General features: G+C 63.4%; 25 protein-coding genes and 4 tRNA genes. 8 read left to right on the top strand and 21 right to left on the bottom strand.

Annotated elements, in window-relative coordinates; genetic code table 11:
• Positions 1 to 38: 38 nt before the first annotated feature.
• Positions 39 to 114 (bottom strand) — tRNA-Asn (locus O3297_RS13340).
• Between the two features lie 260 nt (positions 115 to 374).
• Between O3297_RS13340 and O3297_RS13345 the strand changes: the two genes are divergently transcribed.
• Entirely contained in the window at positions 375 to 1082 is a 708-nt protein-coding gene (locus O3297_RS13345) for a GntR family transcriptional regulator (RefSeq protein WP_052140687.1), read from the top strand.
• A 242-nt stretch (positions 1083 to 1324) separates the two neighbouring features.
• Here O3297_RS13345 and O3297_RS13350 read toward each other — a convergent pair whose 3' ends face one another.
• From O3297_RS13350 to O3297_RS13375, 6 genes are all read right to left on the bottom strand, one after another.
• Positions 1325 to 2623 carry an NCS2 family permease gene (locus O3297_RS13350; RefSeq protein ID WP_092606241.1) on the bottom strand — a complete coding sequence of 433 codons (1299 nt, stop codon included), beginning with the start codon at positions 2621 to 2623 and terminating at the stop codon, positions 1325 to 1327.
• A 71-nt stretch (positions 2624 to 2694) separates the two neighbouring features.
• Positions 2695 to 3096, bottom strand: a complete 402-nt coding sequence (locus O3297_RS13355; protein WP_305048914.1) for a GtrA family protein — start codon at positions 3094 to 3096, stop codon at positions 2695 to 2697.
• Positions 3097 to 3247: 151 nt separating this feature from the next.
• Positions 3248 to 4708 (bottom strand): cytochrome c, encoded by a 1461-nt coding sequence (locus tag O3297_RS13360; protein WP_305048915.1) that lies wholly within the window; start codon positions 4706 to 4708, stop codon positions 3248 to 3250.
• Complete coding sequence (locus tag O3297_RS13365; RefSeq protein WP_305048916.1) at positions 4705 to 6363, bottom strand: GMC family oxidoreductase; 1659 nt, start codon at positions 6361 to 6363, stop codon at positions 4705 to 4707. The genes O3297_RS13360 and O3297_RS13365 overlap by 4 nt, the downstream gene beginning before the upstream one ends.
• Positions 6360 to 7019, bottom strand: coding sequence for a sugar dehydrogenase complex small subunit (locus O3297_RS13370; protein WP_305048917.1), 660 nt, complete (start codon positions 7017 to 7019; stop codon positions 6360 to 6362). Before O3297_RS13370 ends, O3297_RS13365 begins: the two co-directional genes overlap by 4 nt.
• A gap of 119 nt (positions 7020 to 7138) precedes the next feature.
• Positions 7139 to 8167 carry a hypothetical protein gene (locus O3297_RS13375; protein WP_305048918.1) on the bottom strand — a complete coding sequence of 343 codons (1029 nt, stop codon included), beginning with the start codon at positions 8165 to 8167 and terminating at the stop codon, positions 7139 to 7141.
• Positions 8168 to 8315: 148 nt separating this feature from the next.
• On the opposite strand from O3297_RS13375, the gene O3297_RS13380 reads away from it, so the two are divergent.
• From O3297_RS13380 to O3297_RS13390, 3 genes are read left to right on the top strand one after another with little or no spacing between them, the layout of a single operon-like run.
• Positions 8316 to 8834 carry a GNAT family N-acetyltransferase gene (locus O3297_RS13380; RefSeq protein WP_151096547.1) on the top strand — a complete coding sequence of 173 codons (519 nt, stop codon included), beginning with the start codon at positions 8316 to 8318 and terminating at the stop codon, positions 8832 to 8834.
• Positions 8819 to 9562 (top strand): aspartyl/asparaginyl beta-hydroxylase domain-containing protein, encoded by a 744-nt coding sequence (locus tag O3297_RS13385; protein WP_151096548.1) that lies wholly within the window; start codon positions 8819 to 8821, stop codon positions 9560 to 9562. The genes O3297_RS13380 and O3297_RS13385 overlap by 16 nt, the downstream gene beginning before the upstream one ends.
• Entirely contained in the window at positions 9559 to 10566 is a 1008-nt protein-coding gene (locus tag O3297_RS13390) for a sulfotransferase (RefSeq protein WP_151096549.1), read from the top strand. Before O3297_RS13385 ends, O3297_RS13390 begins: the two co-directional genes overlap by 4 nt.
• Positions 10567 to 10690: 124 nt before the next feature.
• On the opposite strand, the gene O3297_RS13395 is transcribed toward O3297_RS13390, so the two are convergent.
• The 3 genes from O3297_RS13395 to O3297_RS13405 form a co-directional block, all read right to left on the bottom strand.
• Entirely contained in the window at positions 10691 to 11311 is a 621-nt protein-coding gene (locus O3297_RS13395; RefSeq protein ID WP_151097864.1) for a choice-of-anchor C family PEP-CTERM protein, read from the bottom strand.
• Between the two features lie 266 nt (positions 11312 to 11577).
• A tRNA-Asn gene (locus tag O3297_RS13400) sits at positions 11578 to 11653 on the bottom strand.
• A gap of 73 nt (positions 11654 to 11726) precedes the next feature.
• Complete coding sequence (locus tag O3297_RS13405; RefSeq protein ID WP_151096550.1) at positions 11727 to 12053, bottom strand: Dabb family protein; 327 nt, start codon at positions 12051 to 12053, stop codon at positions 11727 to 11729.
• A 42-nt stretch (positions 12054 to 12095) separates the two neighbouring features.
• Between O3297_RS13405 and O3297_RS13410 the strand changes: the two genes are divergently transcribed.
• Positions 12096 to 13175, top strand: coding sequence for an alpha/beta fold hydrolase (locus O3297_RS13410; protein ID WP_305048919.1), 1080 nt, complete (start codon positions 12096 to 12098; stop codon positions 13173 to 13175).
• A gap of 53 nt (positions 13176 to 13228) precedes the next feature.
• On the opposite strand, the gene O3297_RS13415 is transcribed toward O3297_RS13410, so the two are convergent.
• The 3 genes from O3297_RS13415 to O3297_RS13425 form a co-directional block, all read right to left on the bottom strand.
• Positions 13229 to 13304 (bottom strand) — tRNA-Asn (locus O3297_RS13415).
• A 135-nt stretch (positions 13305 to 13439) separates the two neighbouring features.
• A tRNA-Asn gene (locus O3297_RS13420) sits at positions 13440 to 13515 on the bottom strand.
• Between the two features lie 131 nt (positions 13516 to 13646).
• Positions 13647 to 14861: an amino acid aminotransferase gene (locus O3297_RS13425; protein WP_180278725.1), complete on the bottom strand. Its 1215-nt coding sequence runs from the start codon at positions 14859 to 14861 to the stop codon at positions 13647 to 13649.
• A gap of 112 nt (positions 14862 to 14973) precedes the next feature.
• On the opposite strand from O3297_RS13425, the gene uvrB reads away from it, so the two are divergent.
• On the top strand, positions 14974 to 17061 hold the full coding sequence (gene uvrB, locus O3297_RS13430) for an excinuclease ABC subunit UvrB (protein WP_034788988.1): 2088 nt from the start codon (positions 14974 to 14976) through the stop codon (positions 17059 to 17061).
• A gap of 24 nt (positions 17062 to 17085) precedes the next feature.
• Here uvrB and O3297_RS13435 read toward each other — a convergent pair whose 3' ends face one another.
• Complete coding sequence (locus tag O3297_RS13435) at positions 17086 to 17583, bottom strand: DUF3224 domain-containing protein (RefSeq protein ID WP_225317382.1); 498 nt, start codon at positions 17581 to 17583, stop codon at positions 17086 to 17088.
• Positions 17584 to 17639: 56 nt separating this feature from the next.
• Here O3297_RS13435 and O3297_RS13440 point away from each other — a divergent pair, with 56 nt between their 5' ends.
• The gene (locus O3297_RS13440; protein WP_225317383.1) at positions 17640 to 18482 is read left to right on the top strand and encodes a helix-turn-helix domain-containing protein; all 843 of its coding nucleotides are present in this window, start codon (positions 17640 to 17642) and stop codon (positions 18480 to 18482) included.
• On the opposite strand, the gene denD is transcribed toward O3297_RS13440, so the two are convergent.
• Genes denD through O3297_RS13470 form a run of 6 tightly spaced genes read right to left on the bottom strand, consistent with a single transcriptional unit; the run spans position 18479 to position 24476 of the window.
• The gene (denD, locus tag O3297_RS13445) at positions 18479 to 19456 is read right to left on the bottom strand and encodes a D-erythronate dehydrogenase (protein WP_151096551.1); all 978 of its coding nucleotides are present in this window, start codon (positions 19454 to 19456) and stop codon (positions 18479 to 18481) included. The genes O3297_RS13440 and denD overlap by 4 nt on opposite strands.
• 2 nt (positions 19457 to 19458) lie before the next feature.
• Positions 19459 to 20250 carry a 2-oxo-tetronate isomerase gene (gene otnI / locus O3297_RS13450; protein ID WP_151096552.1) on the bottom strand — a complete coding sequence of 264 codons (792 nt, stop codon included), beginning with the start codon at positions 20248 to 20250 and terminating at the stop codon, positions 19459 to 19461.
• A 20-nt stretch (positions 20251 to 20270) separates the two neighbouring features.
• Positions 20271 to 20915 (bottom strand): 3-oxo-tetronate 4-phosphate decarboxylase, encoded by a 645-nt coding sequence (gene otnC, locus O3297_RS13455; RefSeq protein ID WP_099394294.1) that lies wholly within the window; start codon positions 20913 to 20915, stop codon positions 20271 to 20273.
• The gene (otnK, locus tag O3297_RS13460) at positions 20912 to 22213 is read right to left on the bottom strand and encodes a 3-oxo-tetronate kinase (RefSeq protein ID WP_191909751.1); all 1302 of its coding nucleotides are present in this window, start codon (positions 22211 to 22213) and stop codon (positions 20912 to 20914) included. The genes otnC and otnK overlap by 4 nt, the downstream gene beginning before the upstream one ends.
• 20 nt (positions 22214 to 22233) lie before the next feature.
• Positions 22234 to 23133 (bottom strand): L-threonate dehydrogenase, encoded by a 900-nt coding sequence (gene ltnD, locus O3297_RS13465; RefSeq protein ID WP_151096554.1) that lies wholly within the window; start codon positions 23131 to 23133, stop codon positions 22234 to 22236.
• 14 nt (positions 23134 to 23147) lie between these two features.
• Positions 23148 to 24476: an MFS transporter gene (locus O3297_RS13470; protein ID WP_052140695.1), complete on the bottom strand. Its 1329-nt coding sequence runs from the start codon at positions 24474 to 24476 to the stop codon at positions 23148 to 23150.
• Between the two features lie 190 nt (positions 24477 to 24666).
• On the opposite strand from O3297_RS13470, the gene O3297_RS13475 reads away from it, so the two are divergent.
• Positions 24667 to 25479, top strand: a complete 813-nt coding sequence (locus O3297_RS13475) for a FadR/GntR family transcriptional regulator (protein ID WP_034789005.1) — start codon at positions 24667 to 24669, stop codon at positions 25477 to 25479.
• Between the two features lie 8 nt (positions 25480 to 25487).
• Here the strand turns inward: O3297_RS13475 and O3297_RS13480 are convergent, their stop codons facing one another.
• A complete protein-coding gene (locus O3297_RS13480) occupies positions 25488 to 26114 on the bottom strand; it encodes a flavin reductase family protein (RefSeq protein ID WP_151096555.1) in 627 nt (208 codons plus the stop codon).
• Between the last annotated feature and the right edge of the window lie 92 nt (positions 26115 to 26206).

The raw sequence follows: 26206 nt of genomic DNA on the forward strand, positions 1-26206 counted from the left end.
CCACGTGTTGCCACGTGGCCCTTTGCTGCTGCTTGTTCTGGCTCCCCGACCTGGACTCGAACCAGGGACCTGCGGATTAACAGTCCGTCGCTCTACCAACTGAGCTATCAGGGAAAGGAGGCCGAATTATATACGTCAAAATTTCCCATGTCCAGTTTCAATCTGCATGGCCAGCAAAACAGGCCGCCAGCGAGCCAGCCTCGCCAGATGGCAGGGTCCGTCTGCGCTGCGCCACGCAAGATAGTAGAATAGCCAGGCCTTAGCGACACGCAAGGCGCACAACCGCATGCCGGCAACGGGGCGTCAACCACGCCGCCACGCGGACATGCGCTTGCAAGGTTCGCCTTGCCCCTGGCTTACTGCTCTCATCCGACATGACAGAATCAAGCGCAACCCTGGTGGACCAACCCGGCAGCGGCGACAGCTCGGCGGAAATTGCCGAGCATATGGCGGCCGCCATCGTGGCGCGCCAATTGCCGCCCGGCACGCGGCTGCGCGAGGAGGCGCTGTGCCGGCTGTATGGCGTCAGCCGCACCAAGATCCGCGCCGCCCTGCTGATACTCTCGAAAGACAAACTCATACGCATGGTGCCTGACAAGGGCGCCTTCGTCAGCCAGCCAACGGAGGCGGAGGCACGCGACATCTTTGCCGCGCGGCGCATCATCGAGGCGGCCCTGGCGCGCGAATTCGTCGCGCGGGCCAAAGCTGCCGACTACCGGATGCTGGAGCGGCACCTGAAAGCGGAACGCCAGGCGCTGGCACGGGACACGCCGCTGCGCTCGCAACTGCTGGGCGACTTCCACGTATTGCTGGCCGATATCGCCGGCAACGCCGTGCTGCGCGACATCGTGCGCGAACTCGTGGGCCGCAGCTCGCTCATCACCATGCTGTACCAGTCCGGCCACGACGCGGCCTGCTCGTGCGACGAACACGGCCGCTTTCTCGACGCGGCGCGCAGCGGCGACGCCGACCTGGCGGCGCGCCTGATGGTCGAGCACCTGGCGCATGTGGAAGCGGCGTTGCGCTTCGACGGCAGCGCCGGCGACCACAAGAAAGACCTGGTGGCCGCACTGCTGATGTAAGAGCCTATCCCAGTAGGGAGCGTCTTCTGCTGGCAGCGGATCAGGAGCGCGGACAAGGCGTGAGGAGGACGCGTGGCGAGCCACGCAACGACGAACAACGCAGTCCCCGCTTTTGAGGGGCGCCAGCAGCGGATGTATTCATCTACTGGGATAGGTTCTCAGCCGCCCATCAAAAAAGGCCGCCGATGCGGATGCACGGGCGGCCTTGTCATTGCTGCGGCAACTGCTTGCCGGCAAACTTGCTATTCGCCCAGGTAGATAAACTTGAACAGGAAGATGGCGGCGATGATATAAGCCACCACCGATACCTGCTTGCCCTTGCCCGTCAACAGTTTCAAGACGGCATAGGTGATGAAGCCGAACGCCACGCCGCTGGCCACGGAATAGGTAAACGGCATCATCAGCGCCGTGATGGCGGCAGGAATGCTTTCCGTGCTGTCATCCCAGTCGATGAAGGTCAGTTCGCGCAGCATCAGGCAGGCCACGTACAGCAGCGCGGGCGCCGTCGCGTACGGCGGCACCGTGTGCGCCAGCGGAGCGAAGAACAGGCTGCCCAGGAACAGCAGCGCGACGGCGACGGCCGTCAAGCCCGTGCGGCCGCCCGCTTGCACGCCGGCAGCGCTTTCCACGAAGGCCGTCGTGCTCGACGTACCCAGGCAGGCGCCGGCGGCAATCGCCGTGCTGTCGGCCAGCAAGGCCTTGTTCATGCGTTCCATCTTGCCGTCTTTCAACAAGCCGGCACGGTTGGCCACGCCCATCAGGGTGCCCGTCGCATCGAACAATTCCACCAGGAAAAACACCAGTACCACGTTGACGATGCCGATCGACAGCGCGCCCATGATGTCGAGCTTGAACAAGGTCGGCTCGATGGCGGGCGGCGTCGAAACGATGCCGTTGAACTGGTTGCCGCCAAAGAAGAAGCTGGCGACGGTGATGGTGAGAATGCCGATCAGGATGGCGCCCGGCACTTTCAGGCGGTCCAGCGCGACGATGATGAAGAAACCGAGGATGGCCAGGATGGGCGCCGCCTGGTGCAAGTCGCCCAGGGCGATGATGGTGGCCGGGTTCGACACCACCACCCCCGCGCTTTTCAGGGAAATGATGGCCAGGAACAGGCCGATACCGACAGTGATGGCCGTGCGCAGCGCGGGCGGGATGCTGTTGATGATCATTTCGCGCACCTTGAACAGGCTGACGAGGATAAACAGGCAGCCGGAAATGAAGACGGCGCCCAGCGCCACTTCCCAGCTCATGCCCATGCCCTTGACCACCGTGTACGAGAAGTACGCATTCAGGCCCATGCCCGGCGCCAGCGCGATCGGGTAGTTCGCATACAGGCCCATGATCAGGGTGCCGATGGCGGCCGCCAGGCAGGTGGCGACGAAAACGGAGTCTTTCGGCATGCCCGCGTCGCCGAGGATGGACGGGTTGACGAAGATGATGTAGGCCATCGTCAGGAACGTGGTCAGGCCGGCAAGCAGCTCCGTGCGCACATTGGTCCCGTTGTCCTTCAGTTTGAAATAGCGTTCCAGGAACTGCATGATTAACCCCTTGTTTTGGTAAAACCGGGCGCCTGCGTGTGGCCAGTGCGCCTCTTTTTATGACGAAATGACTACTTTCCCGCTGCGCCGACCGGCTTGAAGGCCCACCAGCGGCTGCCCGCGAAATTCCAGACCAGCCCGATGCCCGTCGCCAGCACCTGCGCCAGCCAGTAATACCAGCCTAGCTGGTGTACCAGCAGCCACATCAGGCCCGTATTGATGCACCAGCCGATGCCCAGCAAGGTGAAATACTTGCTTGCCGCCTCGCCATGGCCCTTGTCGCTTTTAAACGTGAAAAAGTAATTGAGGAGGTAGTTGACGACGGAACCGAGGATGTAGCCGATGCCGGACGCGGCGGCGGCGCTGATGCCGGCCCATTCCACGCCGCCCCACAGCACGCTGTATTGCACGGCCGTGCCGGAAGCGCCGACGGCGGCGAAACGTAAAAATTGGTGATGCAGGGAATGGGACATTGTCAATTTTCAAATAAGACGAAAACAATCGCCAGGATCAGGCCAGAATAAAAAATGGCTACGATTGCTCGTAACCATTTTTCAGCCTGCATTTTACTGCAAGTTGCGCCCAACGTTCATATTCGCCGCCGCTGCGGCGTCGCTTCTACCCTTATCCCTTGCGCTGGCGGCGCCGGCGCAGCCAAACGAACAGCGCGATCAGCAGCAAGATTCCCACGATGCCGCCCGGTAGCATGAACGGTTGCGCACGCGCCAGCACGGGCTTCTCGCCGCCGCTGCGCGCCTGCGCCACATACGCGGGCGTGACGGACACATCCGGGTTGCCGTACTGTTTCAATACGCAATTGGCGATCGAGGCGATCTGCTCATCCGTCAATGGCTGCACGTAGGAGCGCTGGTCGAAACGGGGCATGAACGCTTCGTGTTCTTCCCCTTCGATCTTGCGCTCGACGCCAAACAGCATGGCCGAGACCAGATTGGCCGGCGTATTGCCGCCCGTCGCCGTGTTGTGGAACAGGGCGGGATAGGCCTGGCCCGTGCTGCCGGCGCCGCTGGCCGAATGGCAGCTGGCGCAGTAGCCGGAAAACAGCACGGCGCCACTGTTGAGCGAATGGTGCTCGGTGGACCCGGCCATGCCGCGCAGCAGCGGCTCTTCGCTGGCGGCGCTGCCATGGCTGAAGGCAGCTTTCGTCTGGCCCGGCGCGCGCACGGGTGGCACTGTGCGCAGCCAGGCCACGATGGCCGCCACGTCGTCGTCGCGCAAAAATTGCAGGCTGTTCTGGATGGCTTCGGCCATGCCGCCCGCCGCCTGCCCCTTGCCTTCCACATGGCCCGTCTTCAGGTAGGCCGTGAGTTCCGCATCCGTCCACGCGCCGATGCCGCTGACCTTGTCGGACGTGATGTTCGGCGCATGCCAGGAACCAAGCGACGCGCCGGCCAGGGTCTGGCTGCCGATTTCCGCCATCAGCGCGTTGCGCGGCGTGTGGCAGGCGCTGCAGTGCGCCAGGCCTTCGGCCAGGTAGGCGCCGCGGTTGATCTGCGCGCTCTTCGCCGGGTCCGGCACGAAGCGTTTATTGTCAAGGAACAAGGTATTCCAGCCCAGCATCGACAAGCGCACATTGAACGGGAATGGCAGGGCCGTCTGGCGCGCCGGCTCGTCGACGGGCTTGACGGCCTGCATGAAGTAATAATACAGGTCGCCCACGTCCGCATCCGTCAGCTGCGCATAGCTGGTGTAGGGCATGGCCGGATACAGATGGCTGCCGTCGGCGCGCACGCCTTCCCGCAGCGCGCGCGCAAAGTCGGCTTCCGTGTAGTGGCCGATGCCGCCTTGTTTCGACGGCGTGATGTTCGTCGCGTAGATCGTGCCCAGCGGCGAATCGATGGCGTAGCCACCCGCATACGGCTTGCCGCCCGCTGCCGTATGGCAAGCCATGCAATCGGCCGCGATGGCCAGGTAGCGGCCCCGCTCCAGGCGCGCATCGGGACTGGCGGCGGCAGGCGCGGCCGGGCGGTCCGGCGTCAGGGTGACAGGCGGTGCCGGTGGCACAGCGTGGGCGGCCAGCGGCAAGCCGGCCGCCAGCGCCAGGCTCAGTAATAAACGGCGCATCATGCTGCCTCCCTTGCCAGGGTGCGGGCAATGTCGTCGGCCGCGCGCAAGCCGAGCGCGGCCATGCTGAGGGTGGTGTTGACCACGCTGGCCGACGGCATGGCGCCGCCGCCCGGCAGCCACAGGTTGGCGTGGTCGTGCGCGCGGCAATTGCCGTCGACCACAGAATCGGCACGGTTACTGCCCATGATGACGCCGCCCATGATGTGGTTGTTCGCGTTCAGGCTGTCGGTGATATGGAATTCCACGGCGCCGAACAGCTTGCCGATGTGCTCGAGCTGCGCATGCGCGGCCTTCGCGCCATTGCGCACGTAATCGCCCACGTCATAGTAAATGTCGGGACAGGCCAGGCCCAGCGGGTCCTTGCGCGTCTTGCTCAAGGTCAAACGGTTATGCGCCTCGGGCAGCGGTTCCAGGCTGATCGACAAGTCCACGCCAAACGCGGCGCGGCGGCGGATTTCATCGTCGAGGTCCTTGCCCACCAGGCCCAGCTTTAACGACTGCTGCGTAGCGGGTCCGACGCGGGTGATATTGTTCAGGATCATCTTGTTGGCCGAATACTGCGCGCGGAAGGCACCGTCGCGCGGGCCCACCAGGCAGCTGCTCTGCGCAGGACCACGGCCCGTCCAGATCGGTTCATTGGCGAGGAATGTACAGTGGAAACCCGAGTGGTCCATCATGTTGCGGCCGACTTGATCGGAACTGTTGGCGATGCCGTTCGGATTGTTCTGGTTGGCCGCCAGCAGCAGCAAACGCGGTGTTTCAATGCCGTTGCAGGCAATCACGAAAGCCTTGCCCGTCGCCATATGCGACTGTTTCTTCGCGTCATACCAGTGCACGGCCGTCACGCGGTTGTTCTGGTCCGTTTCGATGCGGTAGACGACGGCCTCGGCCAGCACGCCCGCGCCCTTCAACTCGGCCCGCTCCACGTGGTGGATGCCGTTGTACATGGCGCCGATGGGGCAGATCGGCTGGCAATTGTTATTGCCGCAGCACGTCGGGCGGCCCTGCCATGGACGCGTCGAACGGCCTTGCGGGATCGGCACGGAGCGGTAGCCGTGCGGGTTGACCACTTCGGCGAAGCGCTTGTCGCCATAGCCCCAGGGCACCATGTCCATCGGGTACGGCGCGCTGCGTTCGCTGGGCGACTGCAAGGCAGGATCGTTGGGGCCGGCCACGCCCATTTCCTGCTCGGCGCGGCAATAGTACGGTTCCAGCTCATCATAGGAAATGGCCCAGTCGCGCCCCACCCCGTAATCGCTTTTCATGCGCATGTCGGACGGCAGATGGCGCCAGCACGACGCGGCCCAGTGCCAGGTCGTGCCGCCCACCGTGCGCAGATAGCCCTGCTGGAAACTGCTGCCGCTGGGGCCGGACAATTCCACGTAGTTATTCTTCGGGAAATACAGCGGCGCGGGCGCGTTGTCGGCCTGCGGATACAGCCCCTGGAAGTCGGAGCCGACGCGGTTCTCGAACGGCATGTTGCGCCAGTTTTCCACGGCTTGGCCACGCTCGATGCGCAGGCCCGCTTCCAGCATGATCACGGAATGGCCCTGCGCGGCCAGTTGGTCGGCCATCATGGCGCCGACGACGCCAGTACCGACGATGACGACATCGGCGGCGACGTCGCCATTACTCTTGAATTGGGGTGATTTCATTTTGCTTGCTTGCCTTTCGGTTCGGGAGTGCCGGTGGTGGCCGGGGCCGGTACGGGTTTTGGCGCCACGGGCGCGGAGACGCGCACGGCCGGCGGCGCCTTCAGCCACCACAGGGGGCCGTAATTGCAATAGGTCGGCACGACCTGGCCATCGGCCACCGTGCGGTACATCAACGCTTCCGCATACGCGACGACGATGGACTTCGTGCCCTGCGCCGCGTTGCCGGCGATAGTGCCCGTGTACCAGGCGGCAACGATGCCCAGCGCCAGCTCGCGCAAGCCGGCGTCCGCGGCGGTAGCGGCCGCCAGCAGGGCTTTCGCTTCCTGGCCCGTGACGAGCAGCGCGCCCAGCTGCGGCAAGCGCTCGGCAAAGCCGGGCACGTTCGTGCGCATGGCTTGCTCGATGCGCGCCGCCGTGTCGGCGGACAAATCGCGGTGGCCCGTGATCGTTTGCGACAAGGTGTAGAACAGCATCGTGACGGGCGCCAGGCCGGGTGCCGGAGCGCTGGCCGGCGCCTGCATGGCGGCGGACAGGGGATTGCTCCAGAAACCTGCCTGCGCCAGCAAGGCGGCCAGGCCGATCAGGGCGTGGCGGCGGCTGATGCGGGGAAGGGATGAAACGGATGTTGCAGATGGTTCGCTGCCTGGATGGTTCATGAGACTCCCGCAAGACTTGTTGTTTTATTGACTTCGATGATTGCGCTACATTGCATTTGCGCATAGATGGAACCGGTTCCATATTATCCTACAGAAGTAAATTGTCTGCCAATGAAGTATTACGACTGAGATACTGGCTGGTGCAATTCCTGGATGGATTCAGGCGTGTCGCGCACGCTGAACGCCACTCCCGGCTGGCCGCCCAGGCGGTAATGGAAGTCGAGCACGCTGCCGCCAGCCAGGGCCGGCTTGCCCGGCAGGGCCAGGGGCAGGTTCAGGCTGCAGTCATGGTCGCCCAGGATGATGTCGCCATGCACGCGGATGCGCGTCAGCAGGCGCGGCGCCTGCTCCAGCACGTCAGGCAGGCGGATGCTGGCGGCCGGCAAGCTGTCGCCCTGCTCGTCCTGCCTGCCCTGCCAGGCGCGCAAGGCGTCACCATCGAGGGCAAACACGCGGCCCCAGTCGGTGCACGGCTCGCCAGGCGCGCGCCGGTCCAGACCCAGGTGCACGGTGACGGATGCCGGCAGCAGCGCCGCCGCAGGCGCTTGCGCGTGCAGATTGCGCAGGATGGCCACCTGCGGCTCCTTGCCCAGCGCCGTATTCATGGTTTCGCTGACGATCACGTCCGGCATGGCGCCGCCAGCAATGCGGTAGGCGGCCGCGTCGGCGCAAATGTATGCCGTGACATGGCTATCCAGGCCCAGGCTTGCAATCAGTTCGCGCGCATAGGCCAGGGTCTCGGCATGCACGTCGAGGATGACAAACTGCACCAAATCCGCATCCAGCACGGCCATCACAGGCAGGGCCAGCAAGGCGAACGGTCCGCAGCCCGCATACAGCACGCGCACCGGCCGGCCACCGCTCACCTCCAGGCGCTCGCGCACGGCCAGGGCCAGGCCCTGGATGAAGGCGGCACTGCGGTACGGCTCGCGCGCGCACAGGCCCGCCTGCACGGGAGAGATGGCCCAGCCGCTGGGAAGAAAGCTTTCGCCGTCGCGCAAACCGTCCTGCCGGTCCATGGACAGGCGCGAATGGCGTTCGACGAGCTGGCGCAGCTGCACCGTTTCGCCGACCAGGCTTGCCAGCGAACGCTGCGGATCGCACAGCGCAGCCGCGATGGCGGCCAGTTCCGCGCGTGCCGGATTCATGCGAGACTCCACTGGCAAGGCGGGATAAAGACAGAATGCATGGCGGCTTCCTTGAAATGATTGCAAGTACGCGGAAAAATTGGCAGCATAGCAAATAACTGTACGCCTGTTAATTTATCTCCAGCCGCAAACACCTACCGGAGCATCGATGCACGCCTTGCCGCTTTCCGACCTCACCCTCGTCCTCGCCAGCCTGCCCGCCCCCTACCAGTTGCGCGTCCAGCGCGACGACGACGATGGCTTTGCCGCCGCGCTGTACAGTTCCACACGCGGCGACTTGCGCCAGATGCCGGCCGCGCCCGCCGTCATCGAACAGCTGATCGCCATGCAGCAGCGCATGCAAAGCCACGGCTACCGCCAGGCGTATCCGCACGCCGTGTACCTGGTGCTGCAGCACGGCGATACCCCCATCGGCCGCCTGATCCTGGACCGCCAGGATCAGGTGCTGCACCTGGTCGACATCGCCATCCTGCCCGCCGCGCAAGGCCAGGGCGCCGGCAGCGCCGTGCTGCGCGGCCTGCAGGCGCAAGCGGGCGCGGAGCAATGGCAGATCCACCTTGCCGTCAACAAAAGCAACGCCGCCGCGCGCGCCCTGTACCAGCGGCTGGGCTTTCGCGGGCGCGGGGAAAACGAGGTGCAGGAGCAATTGGAATGGAGCGCGCCATAGTGCCGGCACAGCATATCCCCAGCAGCTGGCTGCAGCTGCCGCTGCACTTCGACGTGGTGCGCATGCAGGGCGACAGCGACCAGTTCGCCGCGGACGAGTGGATCAGCCATTTCAATACGGGCGCCTACGACCAGGGCTGGAGCTGCGTGCCGCTGCGCTCGCCCGGCGGTGCAGCCGACAACATCATGCCCGTCGACGGCGCCGCCTACGCAGGCACGCCGCAACTGGCGCGCTGCCCCCGCCTGCGCGAAGTGCTCGCCAGCTTCGCATGCGAGATCCGCGCCGCGCGCCTGATGGCGCTGGCGCCGGGCGCCATCATCCGCGCGCACCGCGACGCCGGCACGTCGCTGGCCGATGGCTTGATCCGCATCCACATCCCCATCCACACTTCGCCGCAGGTGCTGTTTACCATCGATGGCGAAACTGTCCACTTCACGGCTGGGCACGCCTGGTACATGGACGCCAGCTGCCTGCATGCGGTGCACAACCGGGGCATGACGCCGCGCATCCACCTCGTGCTCGACTGCGTCACCAATGCCTGGCTCGAAGCGCTGTTCGCCTCGGCGGGATTCGTGCCGAAAGCGGCCCACAAGTATGGCGACCCCGGCATCCACGATGGCAATGTGCGGGCCGTCATCGCCCAGCTGCGATTGTCGCCCTCGCCTGCCAGCCTGGCACTGGCCAGGGAATTGGCGGCATTGGCCGACGGCGCCGGGAACGCGGCATGAGCGCCCGACATGGCCTGACCCAGCAGGAAGGCTTGCTGGCCAGGGGTACTGTTGTTCCCTGGCATACGGGCATGGACATGCGCCGCTGGTATCCACTCTTTGCGCGGCACGACGCGCAGACGGGCGAGGTATCCCTCTGCTGGCGCGACCTGGGGCAGCAGCCGTTCAGCGAACCATTCTTTGTCAACACCCTGGCGCGCCAGCCCTGGGATGAGCGCCGCATCTGCCACACGCCGCTGGCGGCGCTGGCCACGCTAGGCGACTGCCTGGCGCCCGATGCCTTCATCTTCCACGTCTCGCGCTGCGGTTCGACCCTGCTGACGCAATTGCTGGCGACCTTGCCGCAATGCGTGGTGCTGTCCGAGCCAACCGTCATCGACTCGCTGCTGCGCCTGCATCACGATGGCATGACGGGCGGCGACAGCATCGCCCTGCTGCGCCAGGCCATCCTGGCACTGGGCCAGCGCCGCACGGGCGAGGAGACGCATTTCTTCATCAAGTTCGATTGCTGGCACATCCACAACCTGGCCTTGCTGCGCCAGGCGTTTCCCGATACGCCCTGCCTGTTCCTGTACCGCGAACCGCAAGCCGTGCTTGCCTCGCACCAGCGCCAGCGGGGGCCGCAGATGATCCCCGGCATGCTGCACCCGGCCCTGCTGCCGCTACCCGCACACCAGCTAGCCCCGGGCGACCATGATGGCTATGCGGGCGTGGTGCTGTCCAGCCTGTTTAAGGCCGCTCAGCCGCACGCCGCCGCGGGCCAATTGCAGCTCATTAACTACAATCAATTGCCTGGCATGGTACTGGACGACTTGCTGCCCCGCTTTCGCATCGCCCCCACCGCCGGACAGCTGCAAGCGATGCGCGAACGCGGCGGCGTGCATGCGAAATATGGCACGGTATTCCAGGGCGATGCGCCGCATGCGGCAAGCAGTCCGCCGGCCACGGCGGAGCAGATACAAGCAGACTATCAGGCACTGGAAGCGCTGCGCATAGGAAATTGAAGCTGCATCAGCGTGCCATCGGCGCTCGCGGTGAAAGGCAAAAAAGCCCGGTGAAGGACCGGGCTTTTTGCGTGGCGACTGTTGCACTGCGTTGAGCGGCAGCACCTCAGCCTGGAAAAGCTCCTTAACCGCGTTGCGTGCGACGGCGGCGTGCCATGAAACCCATCAGACCCAGACCGGCAGCCAGCATGGCATAGGTCGATGGTTCCGGCACGGCCGTGACCGAAACGTTGTCGAGTGCCGCACCCCACACGCTGTTCTTGTTATTCCCTTGAAAGTACAAGGTGCTGTTGGCCGCGGTGGCAATAAAACTGAACCCTTCGTTTACCCAGCCCATGTTGGAAGGAGACCGGCCCGTGCTGTCAAACGTGAAGCTGTGCACGCCCGTCACGCCCACATCCACCAGCTTGAGGCTGCCTCCGCCTTCGGCATTGCCGGCCAGGCTGAAACTGACGTTGTACTGCTGTCCGATCACGGTGCCGAAAGACTGCGAAATACGTCCGCCAGAATTGCCGTTCAAATCCAGGCTGTAATTGCCCTCCGCATGCTTCCAGTATTGATTGACGATGTCGACGCTGCCACTGTCCACGTTCCAGGCACCCAGACGCCCGCCGCTGTTTATCTGAGCGAACGGGCCGCTAAACGTGCTCGATTCGAAGCCGCCGTTGCTCAACAAGTTAGCGTGCGCCATAGGCGCAACCAGAATCAGTGCAGCTACACCAGCCAAAGCAGTCAACTTACGCATAATCCAATATCCCTTTTATTTTATTCAAGAAATTTATTTTTCTTGAAGTCATCAGCTTAAGGCTGGAAACTTAAAAAATCAATAATATTCTTAAGTTAATAATAAATAATTCGCCAAGCGTCAGCCGTTTTCGCACCGGGGCTCTGGCGATCAGGAAATTGAAAATGATGAGGATGACTCTATGATGTGCCACGCACAAGCGAGCAACCCCTGAAATGCAAAAAGCCCAACCGTCAAGGCTGGGCTTTTCGATACTGCTGATGTTCTGGCTCCCCGACCTGGACTCGAACCAGGGACCTGCGGATTAACAGTCCGTCGCTCTACCAACTGAGCTATCAGGGAAAAGAGGCCGCATTCTATAGCGCCAATTTTCAGTTGTCCAGATTTACGCTAAAAAAATTACGTATGGCGCCATTCAGCCCGGATTTTCCTGCGGATGATAGTCAAATACCAGTACGCGGCCCAGCCATGGCTTGAGCAGCTCGACAAACGCCTGGTGCGCGGCATGGGCCAGGTAAGAGTCGCGCGCGCCGGTATCGGCAAAGCTCAAGCTGAAGCAATCGGTAAAGCCGTCATCGAGACCTTCCGGGCTGACGTTCGGCCCCCATTCGAATTGCAGCACACCGGGGATGCGGTGTTTAAGCTGGGAAAACTCATAGACCAGCTCGGCATGCTTGGCCGGTGTAATGTCCTCAAGAAAATCACACAGGACGATATGGCGCAACGGGATAGAACAGGTCATGGTGGCAGCTCTCCTATGGGGTTGCATTCAGGATAGCGCAAAATGGAAAAACACACAGACAGCGGTCCGCCATGCCGCAAATATTTTCTATATGCAACATGCTATTCGGATAATATCCCCCATGGACACCCCATACCCGTAGATAACCATCCATATCAGCCCATGACAAAAAACAAGCTACTGGCAATACTATTCATCGCCTTGCTGCCATTGTATGCATGCAAAGCACAAGCAGTTGCCATCGACACGCTGCTGACACCGGACATCGGCGGAATCAGGCAGTTTGTGCAAATCAAAACAGATGATTCCAACAAGCCTGTTCTTCTCTTCTTATCGGGCGGGCCCGGAAGCTCGATGATGAAGAATGCGGATGCCTTTACCAGCATCCTGAAAAATAGATTTACGCTGGTGCAATGGGATCAGCGCGATGCGGGACAAACCCTGAAACTCAATCCATCGCCAAGCCAGCCGTCCGTCGCGCAGATGAAGCAGGACACGTACCAGGTCATCATGTTTCTGCGAAAAGAGCTCAAGCAGGAAAAAATATACCTGCTGGGCAGTTCTTGGGGCAATGTGCTGGGTTTTCATATCGTCGAGCGCCATCCGGAACTGCTGCATGCGTATTTCGCCGTCAATCCCGTCATCAGCCAGATGGCCAGCGAAAAGGAATTGCTGGCCCATTTGAAGACGCATTTCCGGGACGATGCCGTCGCCAGCAAGGAACTGGCGCAGGTGCATATCCCCTTCCAACAGGATGAAGACCTGTTCTACTTGCGCAAATGGCTTTTCCATAAAGAAGGAAAGGCTTTTGCGACCAGCGATGGCTTCAAGGCCGGCTTTCTGCAATGGTCCAAAGCCTGGTCGCCCGTATGGAGCGAAGTGATGCATATCGATTTGCCGAAGACCCTGAAGAAAGTCGACTGCCCGATCTATTTCTTCGTTGGCAAGAACGACATCCAGACCTCCACCCGCATCACGCAAGACTATTTTGAGCAACTGCAGGCGCCAAGGAAGGGGCTGTTTTTATTTGAACAGTCGGGACATCAGATACACCAGGATGAACCGGAAAAATTCCAGCAGGCGATCATCGAGACCCTGCCTGCGCCAATCGCGGCGCGCTGAAATGCAAAAAGCCCAGCCGGTGAAGGCTGGGCTTTTCGATACTGCTGATGTTCTGGCTCCCCGACCTGGACTCGAACCAGGGACCTGCGGATTAACAGTCCGTCGCTCTACCAACTGAGCTATCAGGGAAAAGAGGCCGTATTATATAGGCCAAACTTGGCGCTGTCCAGATTTCCATAGGGAAAATCTTATCTTGCCCTGGCGCCCATGCCGGCGGCGCAATAACAAAAAAGGCCACGTTTTTCAACGTGGCCTTCCGAATTCTGGCTCCCCGACCTGGACTCGAACCAGGGACCTGCGGATTAACAGTCCGTCGCTCTACCAACTGAGCTATCAGGGAAAAGAGGCAATATTATATGTCGCTTGTTCCATATTTGCAAGACTGATACTGCATCTACACAAACACGGCCATCGCCGACTTTCTACCGCCATCAGCGCCGCACTTGCATGCAGCGCCGAAGAAGCAAGATCTTAAAGCACTTTGGCGATCGCGTCAATAACGATGTCGATATTGCGCGAATTCAATGCTGCCACGCAAATACGGCCCGTGTCGACGGCGTAGATCGACTGCTCGCGCAGCGACGCCACCTGCTCCTTGGTGAGACCGGAGTACGAGAACATGCCGATTTGCTGACGCACGAATTCGAAGTCGTGGCCTGGCGCCTTGGCTTTCAGTTTTTCCACGAAGGCATTGCGCATTTCGCGGATACGCACGCGCATGCCGGCCAGTTCCTCTTCCCACAGCTGGCGCAGTTCCGGCGTGGCCAGGACGGTGGCGACCACCTTGCCGCCGTGTACTGGCGGGTTCGAGTAGTTGGTGCGCACGACGCGCTTCAGCTGCGACAGCAGGCGGGCCGCTTCGTCGGCGCTGGCGGCGACGACGCTCAGGGCGCCCACGCGCTCGCCGTACAGCGAGAACGATTTCGAGAACGAGTTCGACACCAGCAGCGGGCCGCCCGCGTCGGCGAAGCGGCGCACCACGGCGCCATCTTCGGCGATACCGTTGGCGAAGCCTTGATACGCCATGTCCAGGAACGGCACCAGGCCGCGCGAGGTCACCACGCTGATGATCTGATCCCACTGGGCTACGCTCAGGTCGGCGCCGGTCGGGTTGTGGCAGCAGGCGTGCAGCACGACGATGGAGCCGGCTGGCATGGCGTTCAGGCTGGCCAGCATGCCGTCGAAGTTCACGCCATGGGTGGCGGCATCGTAGTAGGTGTAGTTATTCACGACGAAACCGGCGTTTTCAAACAGCGCGCGGTGGTTTTCCCAGCTTGGGTCGCTGATGTAGACCTGGGCCCCCGGCGCGAAGCGCTGCAGGAAGTCGGCACCGATCTTCAATGCGCCCGTGCCGCCGATGGCTTGCACGGTCACGGCGCGGCGCTCTTGAATTACGGCGCTATCGGCGCCAAATACGAGTTCTTGCACGGCCTTGTCGTAGGCAGCGAGGCCTTCGATCGGCAGATAGGTGCGTGGCGCCGCCTGTTCGATCAGGATGGCTTCTGCCTTGCGTACGCAAGCTAACAGAGGCACCTTGCCGTTGTCGTCATAATAGACGCCAACGCCCAGATTGATTTTGGCGGGATTCTGGTCCGCGTTAAATGCTTCGGTGATGCCCAGGATCGGGTCGCGTGGGGCCATCTCGATGGCGCTAAACAGACTGGCAGAAACAGTTGGGTTCGTCATGATAAGATTGGATTCGATTGGAAGCAGGTTCACAGCGGAGTTGTAGACAGCGCCCCAAAATACAACGCCAGGGCCGCCAGCAGAGCACTATTCTAACAAAGGTCTGATTCACATGCCCGAATTATCTACCGCCAGCGAGGCGGAAAGCGCAATTATCTCTTTCCCGGACTCCCCCTTCAAGCTGCACCAGCCCTTCCCTCCGGCCGGTGACCAGCCCACGGCAATCGACCAGTTATCCGAGGGGATTGCCGACGGACTGGCCTTCCAGACCCTGCTGGGCGTGACCGGTTCGGGCAAGACCTACACCATGGCCAACGTCATCGCGCGCATGGGCCGGCCAGCCATCGTCTTCGCGCCGAACAAGACCCTGGCGGCGCAGCTGTACAGCGAATTCCGCGACTTTTTCCCGCAGAACGCCGTCGAGTACTTCGTCAGCTACTACGATTACTACCAGCCGGAAGCCTACGTGCCGCAGCGCGACCTGTTCATCGAAAAGGACTCGTCGATCAACGAACATATCGAACAGATGCGCCTGTCGTGCACCAAGTCGCTGATGGAGCGGCGCGACGTCATCATCGTCGCCACCGTCTCGGCCATCTACGGTATCGGCAATCCGAACGAGTACCACCAGATGATTTTGACCTTGCGCGTCAAGGACAGGGTCGCGCAGCGCGACGTCATCGCGCGCCTGATCCAGATGCAGTACACGCGCAATGAGGTCGATTTCGGCCGCGGCACCTTCCGCGTGCGCGGCGATACCATCGACATCTTCCCCGCCGAGCATGCGGAGCTGGCCGTGCGCCTGGAAATGTTCGACGACGAAATCGAATCGATCCAGCTGTTCGACCCGCTGACGGGCAGAGTGCGCCAGAAAATCCCCCGCTTCACCGTGTACCCGGGCTCGCACTACGTGACGCCCCGCTCCACCGTGCTGCGCGCCGTCGAGACCATCAAAGACGAGCTGCGCGAGCGCCTCGAGTTCTTCCGCAAGGAGAATAAACTGATCGAAGAACAGCGGCTGGAGCAGCGCACGCGCTTCGACCTGGAAATGATGGCGGAAATCGGTTTCACCAAGGGTATCGAGAACTACTCGCGCCACCTGTCCGGCGCGCTGCCGGGCGAGCCGCCGCCGACCCTGGTCGACTACCTGCCGCCCGACGCCCTGATGTTCCTCGACGAGTCGCACGTGCTGACGGGCCAGCTGAGCGCCATGTACAACGGCGACCGTTCGCGCAAGACGAATCTGGTCGACTACGGCTTCCGCCTGCCGTCGGCCCTCGACAACCGGCCCTTGAAATTCGAGGAATTCGAACAGAAGATGCGCCAGACCGTGTTCGTCTCGGCCACGCCGGCCGAATACGAAAAGAGCCATTCCGACCAGGTGGTCGAGCAGGTCGTGCGCCCGACCGGTCTGGTCGACCCGCAGATCATCGTGCGCCCCGCCAGCAGCCAGGTGGACGACCTGATGTCGGAAATCGTCGAGCGCATCAAGAAGGACGAGCGCGTGCTGGTGACGACCCTGACCAAGCGCATGTCGGAGCAGTTGACGGAATACCTGGGCGACCATGGCATCAAGGTGCGCTACCTGCACAGCGATATCGAGACGGTGGAGCGCGTGGAAATCCTGCGCGACCTGCGCCTGGGCACCTTCGACGTGCTGGTGGGGATCAATCTGCTGCGCGAAGGCCTGGACTTGCCGGAAGTGTCGCTGGTCGCCATCCTCGACGCGGACAAGGAAGGCTTCTTGCGCTCCGAGCGCAGCCTGATCCAGACCATCGGCCGCGCCGCGCGTAACCTGAACGGCACGGCGATCCTGTACGGCGACCGCATCACGGACTCCATGCGCCGCGCCATCGACGAGACGGAACGCCGCCGCGCCAAGCAGATCGCCTTCAATACGGCCAACAACATCATCCCGATCGGCGTGAAGAAATCGATCCGCGAAATGATCGACGGCGTCTACAGCCCGCAGGAAGCGCGCGAAACCCTGCAAGTGGCGCAGGAAGCGGCCAAGTTCGAAGCCATGAGCGAGAAACAGGTCAGCAAGGAAATCAAGCGCCTGGAAAAACTGATGGTCGACCACGCCAAGAACCTGGAGTTCGAAAAGGCGGCGCAGGTGCGCGACCAACTGCACGTCCTCAAGCAGCAGCTGTTCGGCGCGCCCGGCACCGACAACGTGGCGTCGATCCTGGGCAAATAAACGGCTATCCGTGCCTTGGCTGGCCTACGGCTGCGGCAGCGAATAGTCGATGTCGTAGAAATGCTGGCCATTGACGATGCGGATGGCCAGCGTGCCGCTGATGCCCGTCAGCTGCCCCGTGCCGGAATGCGGCACGATCACGATGGACAGCTGCTGCTTGCCATCGGCCATCGTGCCCGCATGCTGCGCCACGAAGCTGCCTTCCCTGCCCTGCAGGACGCCCGTGATGGCTTCCATGGCGACATAAGCGGCCGCGCCCTTGGTGTCGGTGACGGCATTGAGCATCTCGCCCGTGGCAGTGGCGACCAGGTCGCCGGCATAGACTTTGTCGAGCAGTACCTTGCCCAAGGTCGTGCGCCCGGAGCGCTGCGGCGCCGCGGATGGCGTCATGGTGATGCTGAAACTTCCTGTGGCGTGCACATGCATGCGATGATCCCCTTCTGCAAACGAGGCGGCGCCGGCTGGCGCCACCGATAGACAACATGCGGCCAGCACCAGGCCCGGCAAGCTGTGTGATTTCATGATTCCCCTTCAATCGATGCGAGAGAAGCAGATTAAGGCAGCGCAGGAGACAAATATTGGATAAAACCGACAGCACGCGCAATGTGCTCGCCGCGCGCGGCCAGGCGCCGAAAGGCATCGTCGACCCGCAGGCAGCGGCGCGCCGCATACGGCTGGCGACCTATCCGCCGGCTGGCGCGCTGGCGCCGTTCGTCGAGTACTTCTGGGTCGTGGAATGGGACAGGCGGGGCTGCGCGCCGCAGACGCAGCGCGTGCTGCCCTACCCGAACGCCCACCTGGTTTTCGAGCTTGGGCGCACCGCCATCCATGGCGTGGTGCGCGGCGCATTTGACAGGCCCTTGATTGGTGCAGGCAAGGTGCTGGGCGTGCGTTTTGCGCCGGGCGGCCTGCGCCCGTTCATCACTCAGCCCTTATCGTCGTTCACCGATACGACCATCGCCGCCGATGCCCTGCTGGACATGCCGGCTGCGCAAGCCGAGGCGCTGGTACTGCGGCAAGCCGGCGATACGGCCATGGTGGCGCAGGCACAGGCGCTGCTGCAGGCAAGGCTGCCGCAAGTCGATGACGCCGCCCTGCTGGCCGCCAGGCTGACTGCCGCGGCGGCGGCCCGCAACGGCCCGGCGAGCGTGGCGCAGTTGTGCGAAAAGATGGCCATCGGCGAACGCCGGCTGCAGCGCCTGTTCGCCAACTACGTGGGCGTGCCGCCGAAATGGGTGATCCAGCGCTACCGCCTGCAGGAAGCGATCTGGCGCCTGGCGCAGCCCGATGCGCCCGACCTGGCCAGCCTGGCGCATGAACTGGGCTTTTTTGACCAGGCCCATTTCAGCCGCAGTTTTGCGGAACTGGTGGGCAGTACGCCGCTCGACTATCGCCGCTCGCAGCTGGCGACAGTCGCCTAGCCGGCCGCTTTCATGTCGTCGACATACGCACGGATGATGGCGGCGAAATCCGCATCGGCCGTCAAACCCAGCGCTTCGGCCCGTGCCGCATCCCAGGCGCCGGGCCAGCTCTTGACGATGCGCTCGACGGCAGGATCGGGAGCGTAGCTGATGCGGGCCGCCACTTCGCTGCCGGCCACGGCTTCGAGTGCGGCGATCATTTCGCCCACGCTCACGCTCAAGCCCGGCAAGTTCACCGTGCGGCTGGCGCCAAACGCCTCGCCCGCCAATTCATGGCCGGCGATCAGGGAAGCGATGGCGCCGCGCGGCGACAGCAGCCACAGACGCAGGTCGGTGGACACGGGGCAGACGGCCGCCTCGCCATTCAAGGGTTCGCGGATGATGCCGCTGGCGAACGACGACGCCGCCTTGTTCGGTTTGCCGGGACGCACGCTGATGGTGGGCAAGCGCAGCACGCGACCATCGACAAAGCCGCGGCGGCTGTAATCGTTGAGCAGCAGCTCGCCGATGGCCTTTTGCGCGCCGTAGGACGACTGCGGGTTCAACGCCGTCGTATCCTGCACCACGTCCGGCAGCTGGCCGCCATACACGGCCACGGAACTGGTAAACACCACTTTCGGCTTGTGTCCCAGTTCGCGGCAGATATCGAGCAGCAAACGCGACGCATCGAGGTTGATGCGCATGCCCAGCTCGAAATCGGCTTCCGCCTGGCCGCTGACGATGGCGGCCAGGTGGAAGATCGAGCTTGTCTGCGCATCGATGGTGGCGCGCATCAGGGCACCGTCGGCGATGTCGCCCGTGACGACTGTTACGCGCGCATCGTTGAAGTCATGCGCAGCCACCACGTCGACCAATACCAGCTCGCTGATCGTTTGCAACTGGCCCTGGCTGTCCGTCAGCTGGCCTTGCGCCAGCAACTGGCGCGCCAGGCGCTGTCCCAGGAAACCGGCGCCGCCGGTAATGAGTACTTTCATCTTCATGCTCCTTGTTTGTTGTTGTAAGCGGCGAGCCAGCCCAGGCCATCTTCGGTGCGCCCGCGCGGACGGTATTCGCAGCCGATCCAGCCCTCGTAGCCCAGGTCATCCAGCAGCGTGAATAAATACGGGTAATTGACTTCGCCATCGTCCGGTTCATTGCGGGCCGGGACGCTGGCGATCTGCACATGGCCGATGCCATCGAAGTTGTTCCTGAACGTCATGGCGATATCGCCCTCGACGATCTGCGTGTGATAAAAATCCATCTGCACCTTGACGTTGGACGCGCCCGACTCCAGGCGCAGCGCATGGCCCTGCGCCTGCGTGACGAGGAAGTAGCCGGGCATGTCGCGTCCGTTGATCGGTTCGATCAAGAGCTCGATGCCATGCTCGCCCACGGCCCTGGCCGCGTACTGCAGATTGGCCAGGTAGGTGGCGCGGTGCAGGGCAAGGTCGGCGCCTACGGGCAGCAAGCCCGCCATCATGTGCACGCGCGGGGTGCCCAGCGCCAGCGCGTATTCGATGGCGCGCGCCACGCCAGCGCGGAATTCCGCTTCGCGGCCCGGCAGCGAAGCGATGCCCCGCTCACCGGCCGCCCAGTCGCCCGGCGGCAGGTTGAACAGCACGTTCTGCAAGCCGTGCTCGCGCAGCCAGCCCGCGACTTCCTGCGGCGCGTAATCGTAAGGGAACAGAAATTCGACGCCCTGGAAACCCGCTTGCGCGGCGGCGGCAAAGCGCTGCGGGAAGGGCACTTCATTGAACATCATGGTCAGGTTGGCGGCAAAGCGGGGCATGCGGTATCTCCTTGGGAATCTTATAGTTCGAGTTTGAACGTGTGCTTCAGGTCGGCGATCTGCGCCGCGTCGAGCGGGCGCGTGGGCACGTCGCGCAGCAGCAGGAACAGCTTGGCCGTCTCTTCCAGTTCCTCGGCCGCATACACGGCCGCTTCCAGGCTCGTGCCAGAGACGACGGGACCGTGATTGGCCAGCAGCACGGCCGAATGCTTGCGCGCCATGGCGCCAATCGCGCCCGCCAGCGCCGGGTCGCCCGGCCGGTGATATGGCACCAGGGGCAAGCGCCCCACCTTCATCACGAAATATGGCGTCAGGGGTGGAATGCAGTCGTCATGGTTCAAGCCGCACATGCACGACACGGCCGCCGAATGCGTCGAGTGCAAATGCACGATGGCGCCGGCACTGCCCCGCTCCGCATACATGGCGCGGTGCAGGAACGCCTCTTTTGACGGCGGCGCGCCGCTGATCAAGTTGCCGTCCCAGTCCAGCTTTGACAATTGCGCCGGATCGAGCCGCCCCAGGCTGGCATTCGTTGGCGTGAGCAGCCAGCCGTCGGACAGGCGCACGCTCAGGTTGCCGCTGCTGCCGGCCGTCAAGCCCCGCTCGAACAGCGACTTGCCGAAGTCGACGATCAGCTCGCGCTGGCGCGATTCCGTGGTGCTCATGCCAGCACCTGCCAGGCCTTGCTGAAGAAATCCACCGTGCCGAAATTGCCGGACTTGAGGGCCAGCGCCAACGGCGCCGCGCCATCTTCGCCCAGCGCCGGCAAGGCTTGCGTCCACGGCACGCCAGGATCGATCTCTGGCCCGATGCGCAAACCCGCCACGCCCAGCGCTTTTACTACCGCGCCCGACGTTTCGCCGCCAGCGACGATCAGCTGGCCCACGCCGAGGCGCACCAGCCCTTGCGCAATGGCGGCCAGGGTTTCCTCGACCAGGGCGCCGGCCCGCTCCACGCCCAGTTGCGCCTGCACGGCGCGCACGGCGTCCGGCGTGGCCGTGGCGTAGATCAGCACCGGGCCTTGCGCCAGGTGCGTGCCGGCCCAGGCCAGGGCTTGCTCCACGACGGCGTCGACCACCTCGCCACCGGCCGCCAGCTGCAAAGGGTCGACGTGGAACGATGGCGCCAGTTCGCGCAAGTGCGCCACCTGCTGCTGCGTGGCAACGGAGCAGCTGCCCGAGATCACGGCACGCAAGCCCGTCGGTGGCGGCAAACGTCCCGCCTGGCCCGCAGGCGATGGCGCCAACTGGCCCCGCTGGCGGAAATTCTGTGGCAGTCCCAGCGCGATGCCGGAGCCGCCCGTGATCAGTTTCAAGTCAGCGCAGGCGGCGCCGATGGCTTCCAGGTCGCGGTTCGAGACGGCATCGACGACGGCGAAATGGCAGCCCTGGCCACGCAAGTCCGTGAAGCGCTGGGCGATGGCGGCGGCGCCCTTCTCCACCACGGAGAAATCGGCCAGGCCTACCTTGGCTTGCACCTGCTGCTGCAGCACGCGTACCAGGTTCGAATCCGTCATCGGCGTCAAGGGATGGTCGCGCATGCCAGATTCGGCCAGCGGCACGTCGCCGACGAACAGGTTGCCTTTGTAGATGGTGCGGCCGTTGGCGGGGAACGCCGGGCAGGCAATCGTAAAATCCGTGTCGAGCGCCCGCATCAGCGCCTCGGCCACGGGGCCGATATTGCCGCGCGGCGTGGAGTCGAACGTGGAGCAGTACTTGAAATAGAACTGCCTGCATCCGGCCTGCTGCAGCCAGGCCAGCGCGGCCAGCGATTCAGCCACCGCCTCCTCGGGCGCATTCGTGCGCGACTTGAGGGCGATGACGACGGCGTCGACATCGGCTGGCGGCGGACCTTGCGGCACGCCGATCAGCTGCACCGTGCGCATACCGGCCTTGACCAGCATGCCGGCCAGGTCGGTGCCACCCGTGAAATCGTCGGCGATACATCCCAGTAGTACGGTCATGATTGTTCCTTTTTATTCAGTTACGCTTTCGCCGGCAGATCGATGCCCGGGAAAGTCTTGATGACGGCCGAGTCGTCCTCGCCGCCAAAGCCTGCCGCCGACGCCTGCATGAACATCTGGTGCGCCGTGGCCGACAGGGGCAGCGGGAACACGCTTTTTTTCGCGTAATCGAGCACGATGCCCAAATCCTTGACGAAGATATTCACGGCCGACAGCGGCGCGTAGTCGCCTTTCAAAATATGCGGCACCCGGTTCTGGAACATCCAGGAACTGCCGGCGCTGTTCGAGATCACTTCGTACAGGGCGTTCGGATCGCAGCCGGCGCGCAGGCCCAGCGCCATCGCTTCCGCGGCGGCGGCAATATGCACGCCGGCCAGCAACTGGTTGATCATCTTGACTTTCGAACCCTGCCCCGGCTGTTCGCCCAGACGGTACAGCTTTGCACAGATGGCGTCGAAAATCCCGCCGCAAGCGTCGAACGCCTCGGGCGCGCCGGCCGCCATCACCGACATCTCGCCGGCAGCCGCCTTGGCCGCGCCGCCGGAAATGGGCGCGTCGATGAAGCGCAGTCCCATGGCCGCCAGGCGCGCGCCGAGGGCCTCGGCAAACTCGGGCGCCACGGTGGCGCAGGCGATCACCACGCTGCCCGGCGCCAGGCTGGCCGCCGCGCCGTGTTCGCCAAACAGCACGGCCTCCGTCTGCTGCGCATTGACGACAACGATCAGCAAGGCTTGCACCTGCGCCGCCAGCGCGGCGGGAGACGGCGCCGCATGGGCACCCTGGCCGGCCAGCGTCTGCACGGTTTCGGGACGCACGTCGCAGGCATGCACGTCGAAGCCCGCGCGCAGCAACGATTGCGCGATGCCCATGCCCATAGCGCCCAGGCCGATCACGCCCACTTTTTTGATTGCTACGTTCATCTTCTACTCCAGTTTTATTTGTTCACCAGCTTGGCCGGCACGCGCATGATGATGATGGCGCCAATCACCAGGATGCCGGCCAGCAGGTAGATGGCGATGTCGGTCGACTGTGTCAGGTCCTTGATGGAACCGATCATGTACGGCGCCGCGAAACCGGCCAGATTGCCCACCGAGTTGATGGCGGCGATGCCGGCAGCGGCCGAGACGCCACCGAGGAAGGCCGTCGGCAGGCTCCAGAACATGGGCGAGGCGGCGAGGATGCCGCCGGCGGCGATCGTCAGGAAGAAGATGGCCCAGCCCGTGTTGTGGGCGCCGGCCAGCGCGCTGCAGACGATGGCGGCGGCGCCCACCACGAGCGGGATGGCCATGTGCCAGCGGCGTTCGCGGTATTTATCCGAACTGCGGCCCAGCAGTATCATCGACGCCACGGCTACCGAGTACGGGATCGCCGTGAACAGGCCGATATTGAGCACGCCCGTCACGCCGGCCGCCTTGATCAGGCTGGGCAGCCAGAAGGTCAGCGAATACTGGCCCATCACGCAGCAGAAATAAATCAGAGCCATGACCCAGATGCGCGGGTCGGCAAACATGGCGCGGATCGACGGGTGCGAGACCTTGCCCTGCGCTTCCGTGGCGATGCGCTGTTCGAGGATGACTTTTTCATCTTCCGTCAGCCACTTCGCGGCGCGGATGCTGTTATCGAGGTACAGCAGCACGGCCACGCCCATCAGCGCGGCGGGAATCGCTTCGAGCACGAACATCCACTGCCAGCCCGCATAGCCGTGCCAGCCGGCGAAGGTTTCCATGATCCAGCCCGACAGGGGGCCGCCGATCAGGCCCGCCACGGGAATGGCGGCCATGAAGGTGCACACCATGCGCGCGCGGCGCTCGGACGGATACCAGTAGGTCAGATACAGGATGATGCCGGGGAAAAAGCCCGCTTCGGCGATGCCGAGCAGGAAGCGCATGACGTAGAACTGGGTTGGCGTGGTAACGAACATGAAGGCGCCCGAGATGATGGCCCAGGTGATCATGATGCGGGCGATCCACACGCGCGCGCCGATCTTGTGCAGCATCACATTGCTGGGCACCTCGAACAGGAAGTAGCCAAGGAAGAACACGCCCGCACCCAGGCCATACACGGTTTCGGAAAACTGCAGGTCGGCCAGCATTTGCAGCTTGGCGAAGCCCACGTTCACACGGTCGAGGTAAGCGACGATGTAGCACAGCATGAGGAAGGGAATGATGCGCCAGGTCACCTTGCGGTAGACGGCGTCATCGATGGTTTTCTGGCTTGCGGCCGCGCCGGCCGGCTGGCCCGGCATTGTCTGTGACACTTCCATGCTTGTCTCCTGATCACTGGGGGATCGACCGTGCCGGGTTTTTATGGTCCACCGGTGGTGGCTGGCAACTTGTCTAAAATTTGTATGGATGTATATTATGTGTGTGTTTTATGTGTGTCAAGCTGTATATTCCATATAATGGCAAGCAGGCAATCCCCATTTGAAAACCGTTAGCGCAAGGATGCACCCGATGGACCGCACGTTCAGCTTCACCCTTCCCGCGCCGGAGCCCGCCGCGGGCAGCTTCACCACCGGCACCCTGGGTGCGCGCGTGGCGGCACGGCTGCGCCAGCAGCTCCACCACGATGGCCTGGCCGGCGGCACGCGTTTGCCGTCGGAGCAAGCCATGGCCAGCCACTTTGGCGTCAGCCGCACGGTGCTGCGCGAAGCCATCGCCCTGCTGCAGGCGGACGGCATCCTCGTCACGCGCAAGGGCAGCGGCACGTTCGTCTGCGCGCAGGATGGCGCGAAGGCCGGGGAGCGCGGCGATGCGCTGACGGAGCAATCGGTGCAATCGCTGCTGAACCTGATCGAAGTGCGCCAGGGACTGGAAGCGGAAATCGCCGCGCTGGCAGCCGTGCGGCGCACGCCGGGCCAGCTGGCCGACATCGAACACGCGCTGCGGCGCATTGAGGAAGCCGTGGCGGCCGGCGTCGATGGCGTGGAAGAAGACGTGCGCCTGCACCTGTGCATCGCCGAGGCGACGGGCAACCCTTACTGGCCGAAGTTTGTTGCCATGTTCGCCGACCCGATCCGCTCGGCCGTCAAGGTAACGCGCGCGAATGAAGCGCGGCGCACGGACTTTTCCATCGAAGTGCGGCGCGAACATGAAAAGATCGTGCAGGCGATTGCCGACGGCGACCCGCAGCGGGCGCGCCAGGCGGCCATGGAACACATGCAGCATGCGGCCGAACGCGTGCGCCTGGCCGACCGCGAATTCTGGCGCGGCGACGGCGGCGCGCTGGCCCGCACCCTGGGACGCGATCCCATCATGCAGAAATAGATCCTGGCTCAGGGATAGCTGGGGCGGCGCATGTGGAACAAGCTGTCCGGTCCGATCTCGAAATAATCGGCCGGACCGCCGCCGCGCAATATCGGCGCCGCTGCCGCGGTGTCGTACACGCCATCGGTCAGCAGGTGGCGCGCGATATGTACGCCCACCACTTCCCCCAGCACCAGCCAGCTGCCGACACCAGCGCCATTGACGCCCTGCAGCTCGATGATCTGCGTGCGCCGGCATTCGAAGGAGACAGGGCTTTCGGCCACGCGCGGCACATTCACGATGCACGAGGCGGCCGGCGTCAGGCCGGCCAGCGCGAATTCATCGACCTCGGGCGGCGCCGGCGCGCAGCTGGCATTCATCGCCTCGGCCAGCGGCCGGGTTGCCAGGTTCCACACGAATTCACCCGTCTGCTCGATATTGCGCAAGGTATCCTTGCGGCCGATGCTGGAAAAACCGATCAGCGGCGGGTGGTAATTGAAGGCGTTGAAAAAGCTGTACGGCGCCAGGTTGATCACGCCCTCGCCGCTGCGCGAAGCGATCCAGCCGATGGGCCGCGGTCCCACGATGGCGTTGAAGGGATCATGCGGCAGGCCGTGGCCCTGTGCAGGTTCATAAAAGTGAATGTTGTCGGCCACGCGCGTTCCTGAAGTCCAAGTCAAAGGCGCCCGGGATGGAACGCCTGGAGCGACAGCTTACTGGATTTGCCGCTACCGTGTTGCCAGCCCGC

Source organism: Janthinobacterium sp. SUN128 (assembly GCF_030587275.1).
In the GTDB taxonomy this organism is placed as follows: domain Bacteria; phylum Pseudomonadota; class Gammaproteobacteria; order Burkholderiales; family Burkholderiaceae_D; genus Janthinobacterium; species Janthinobacterium lividum.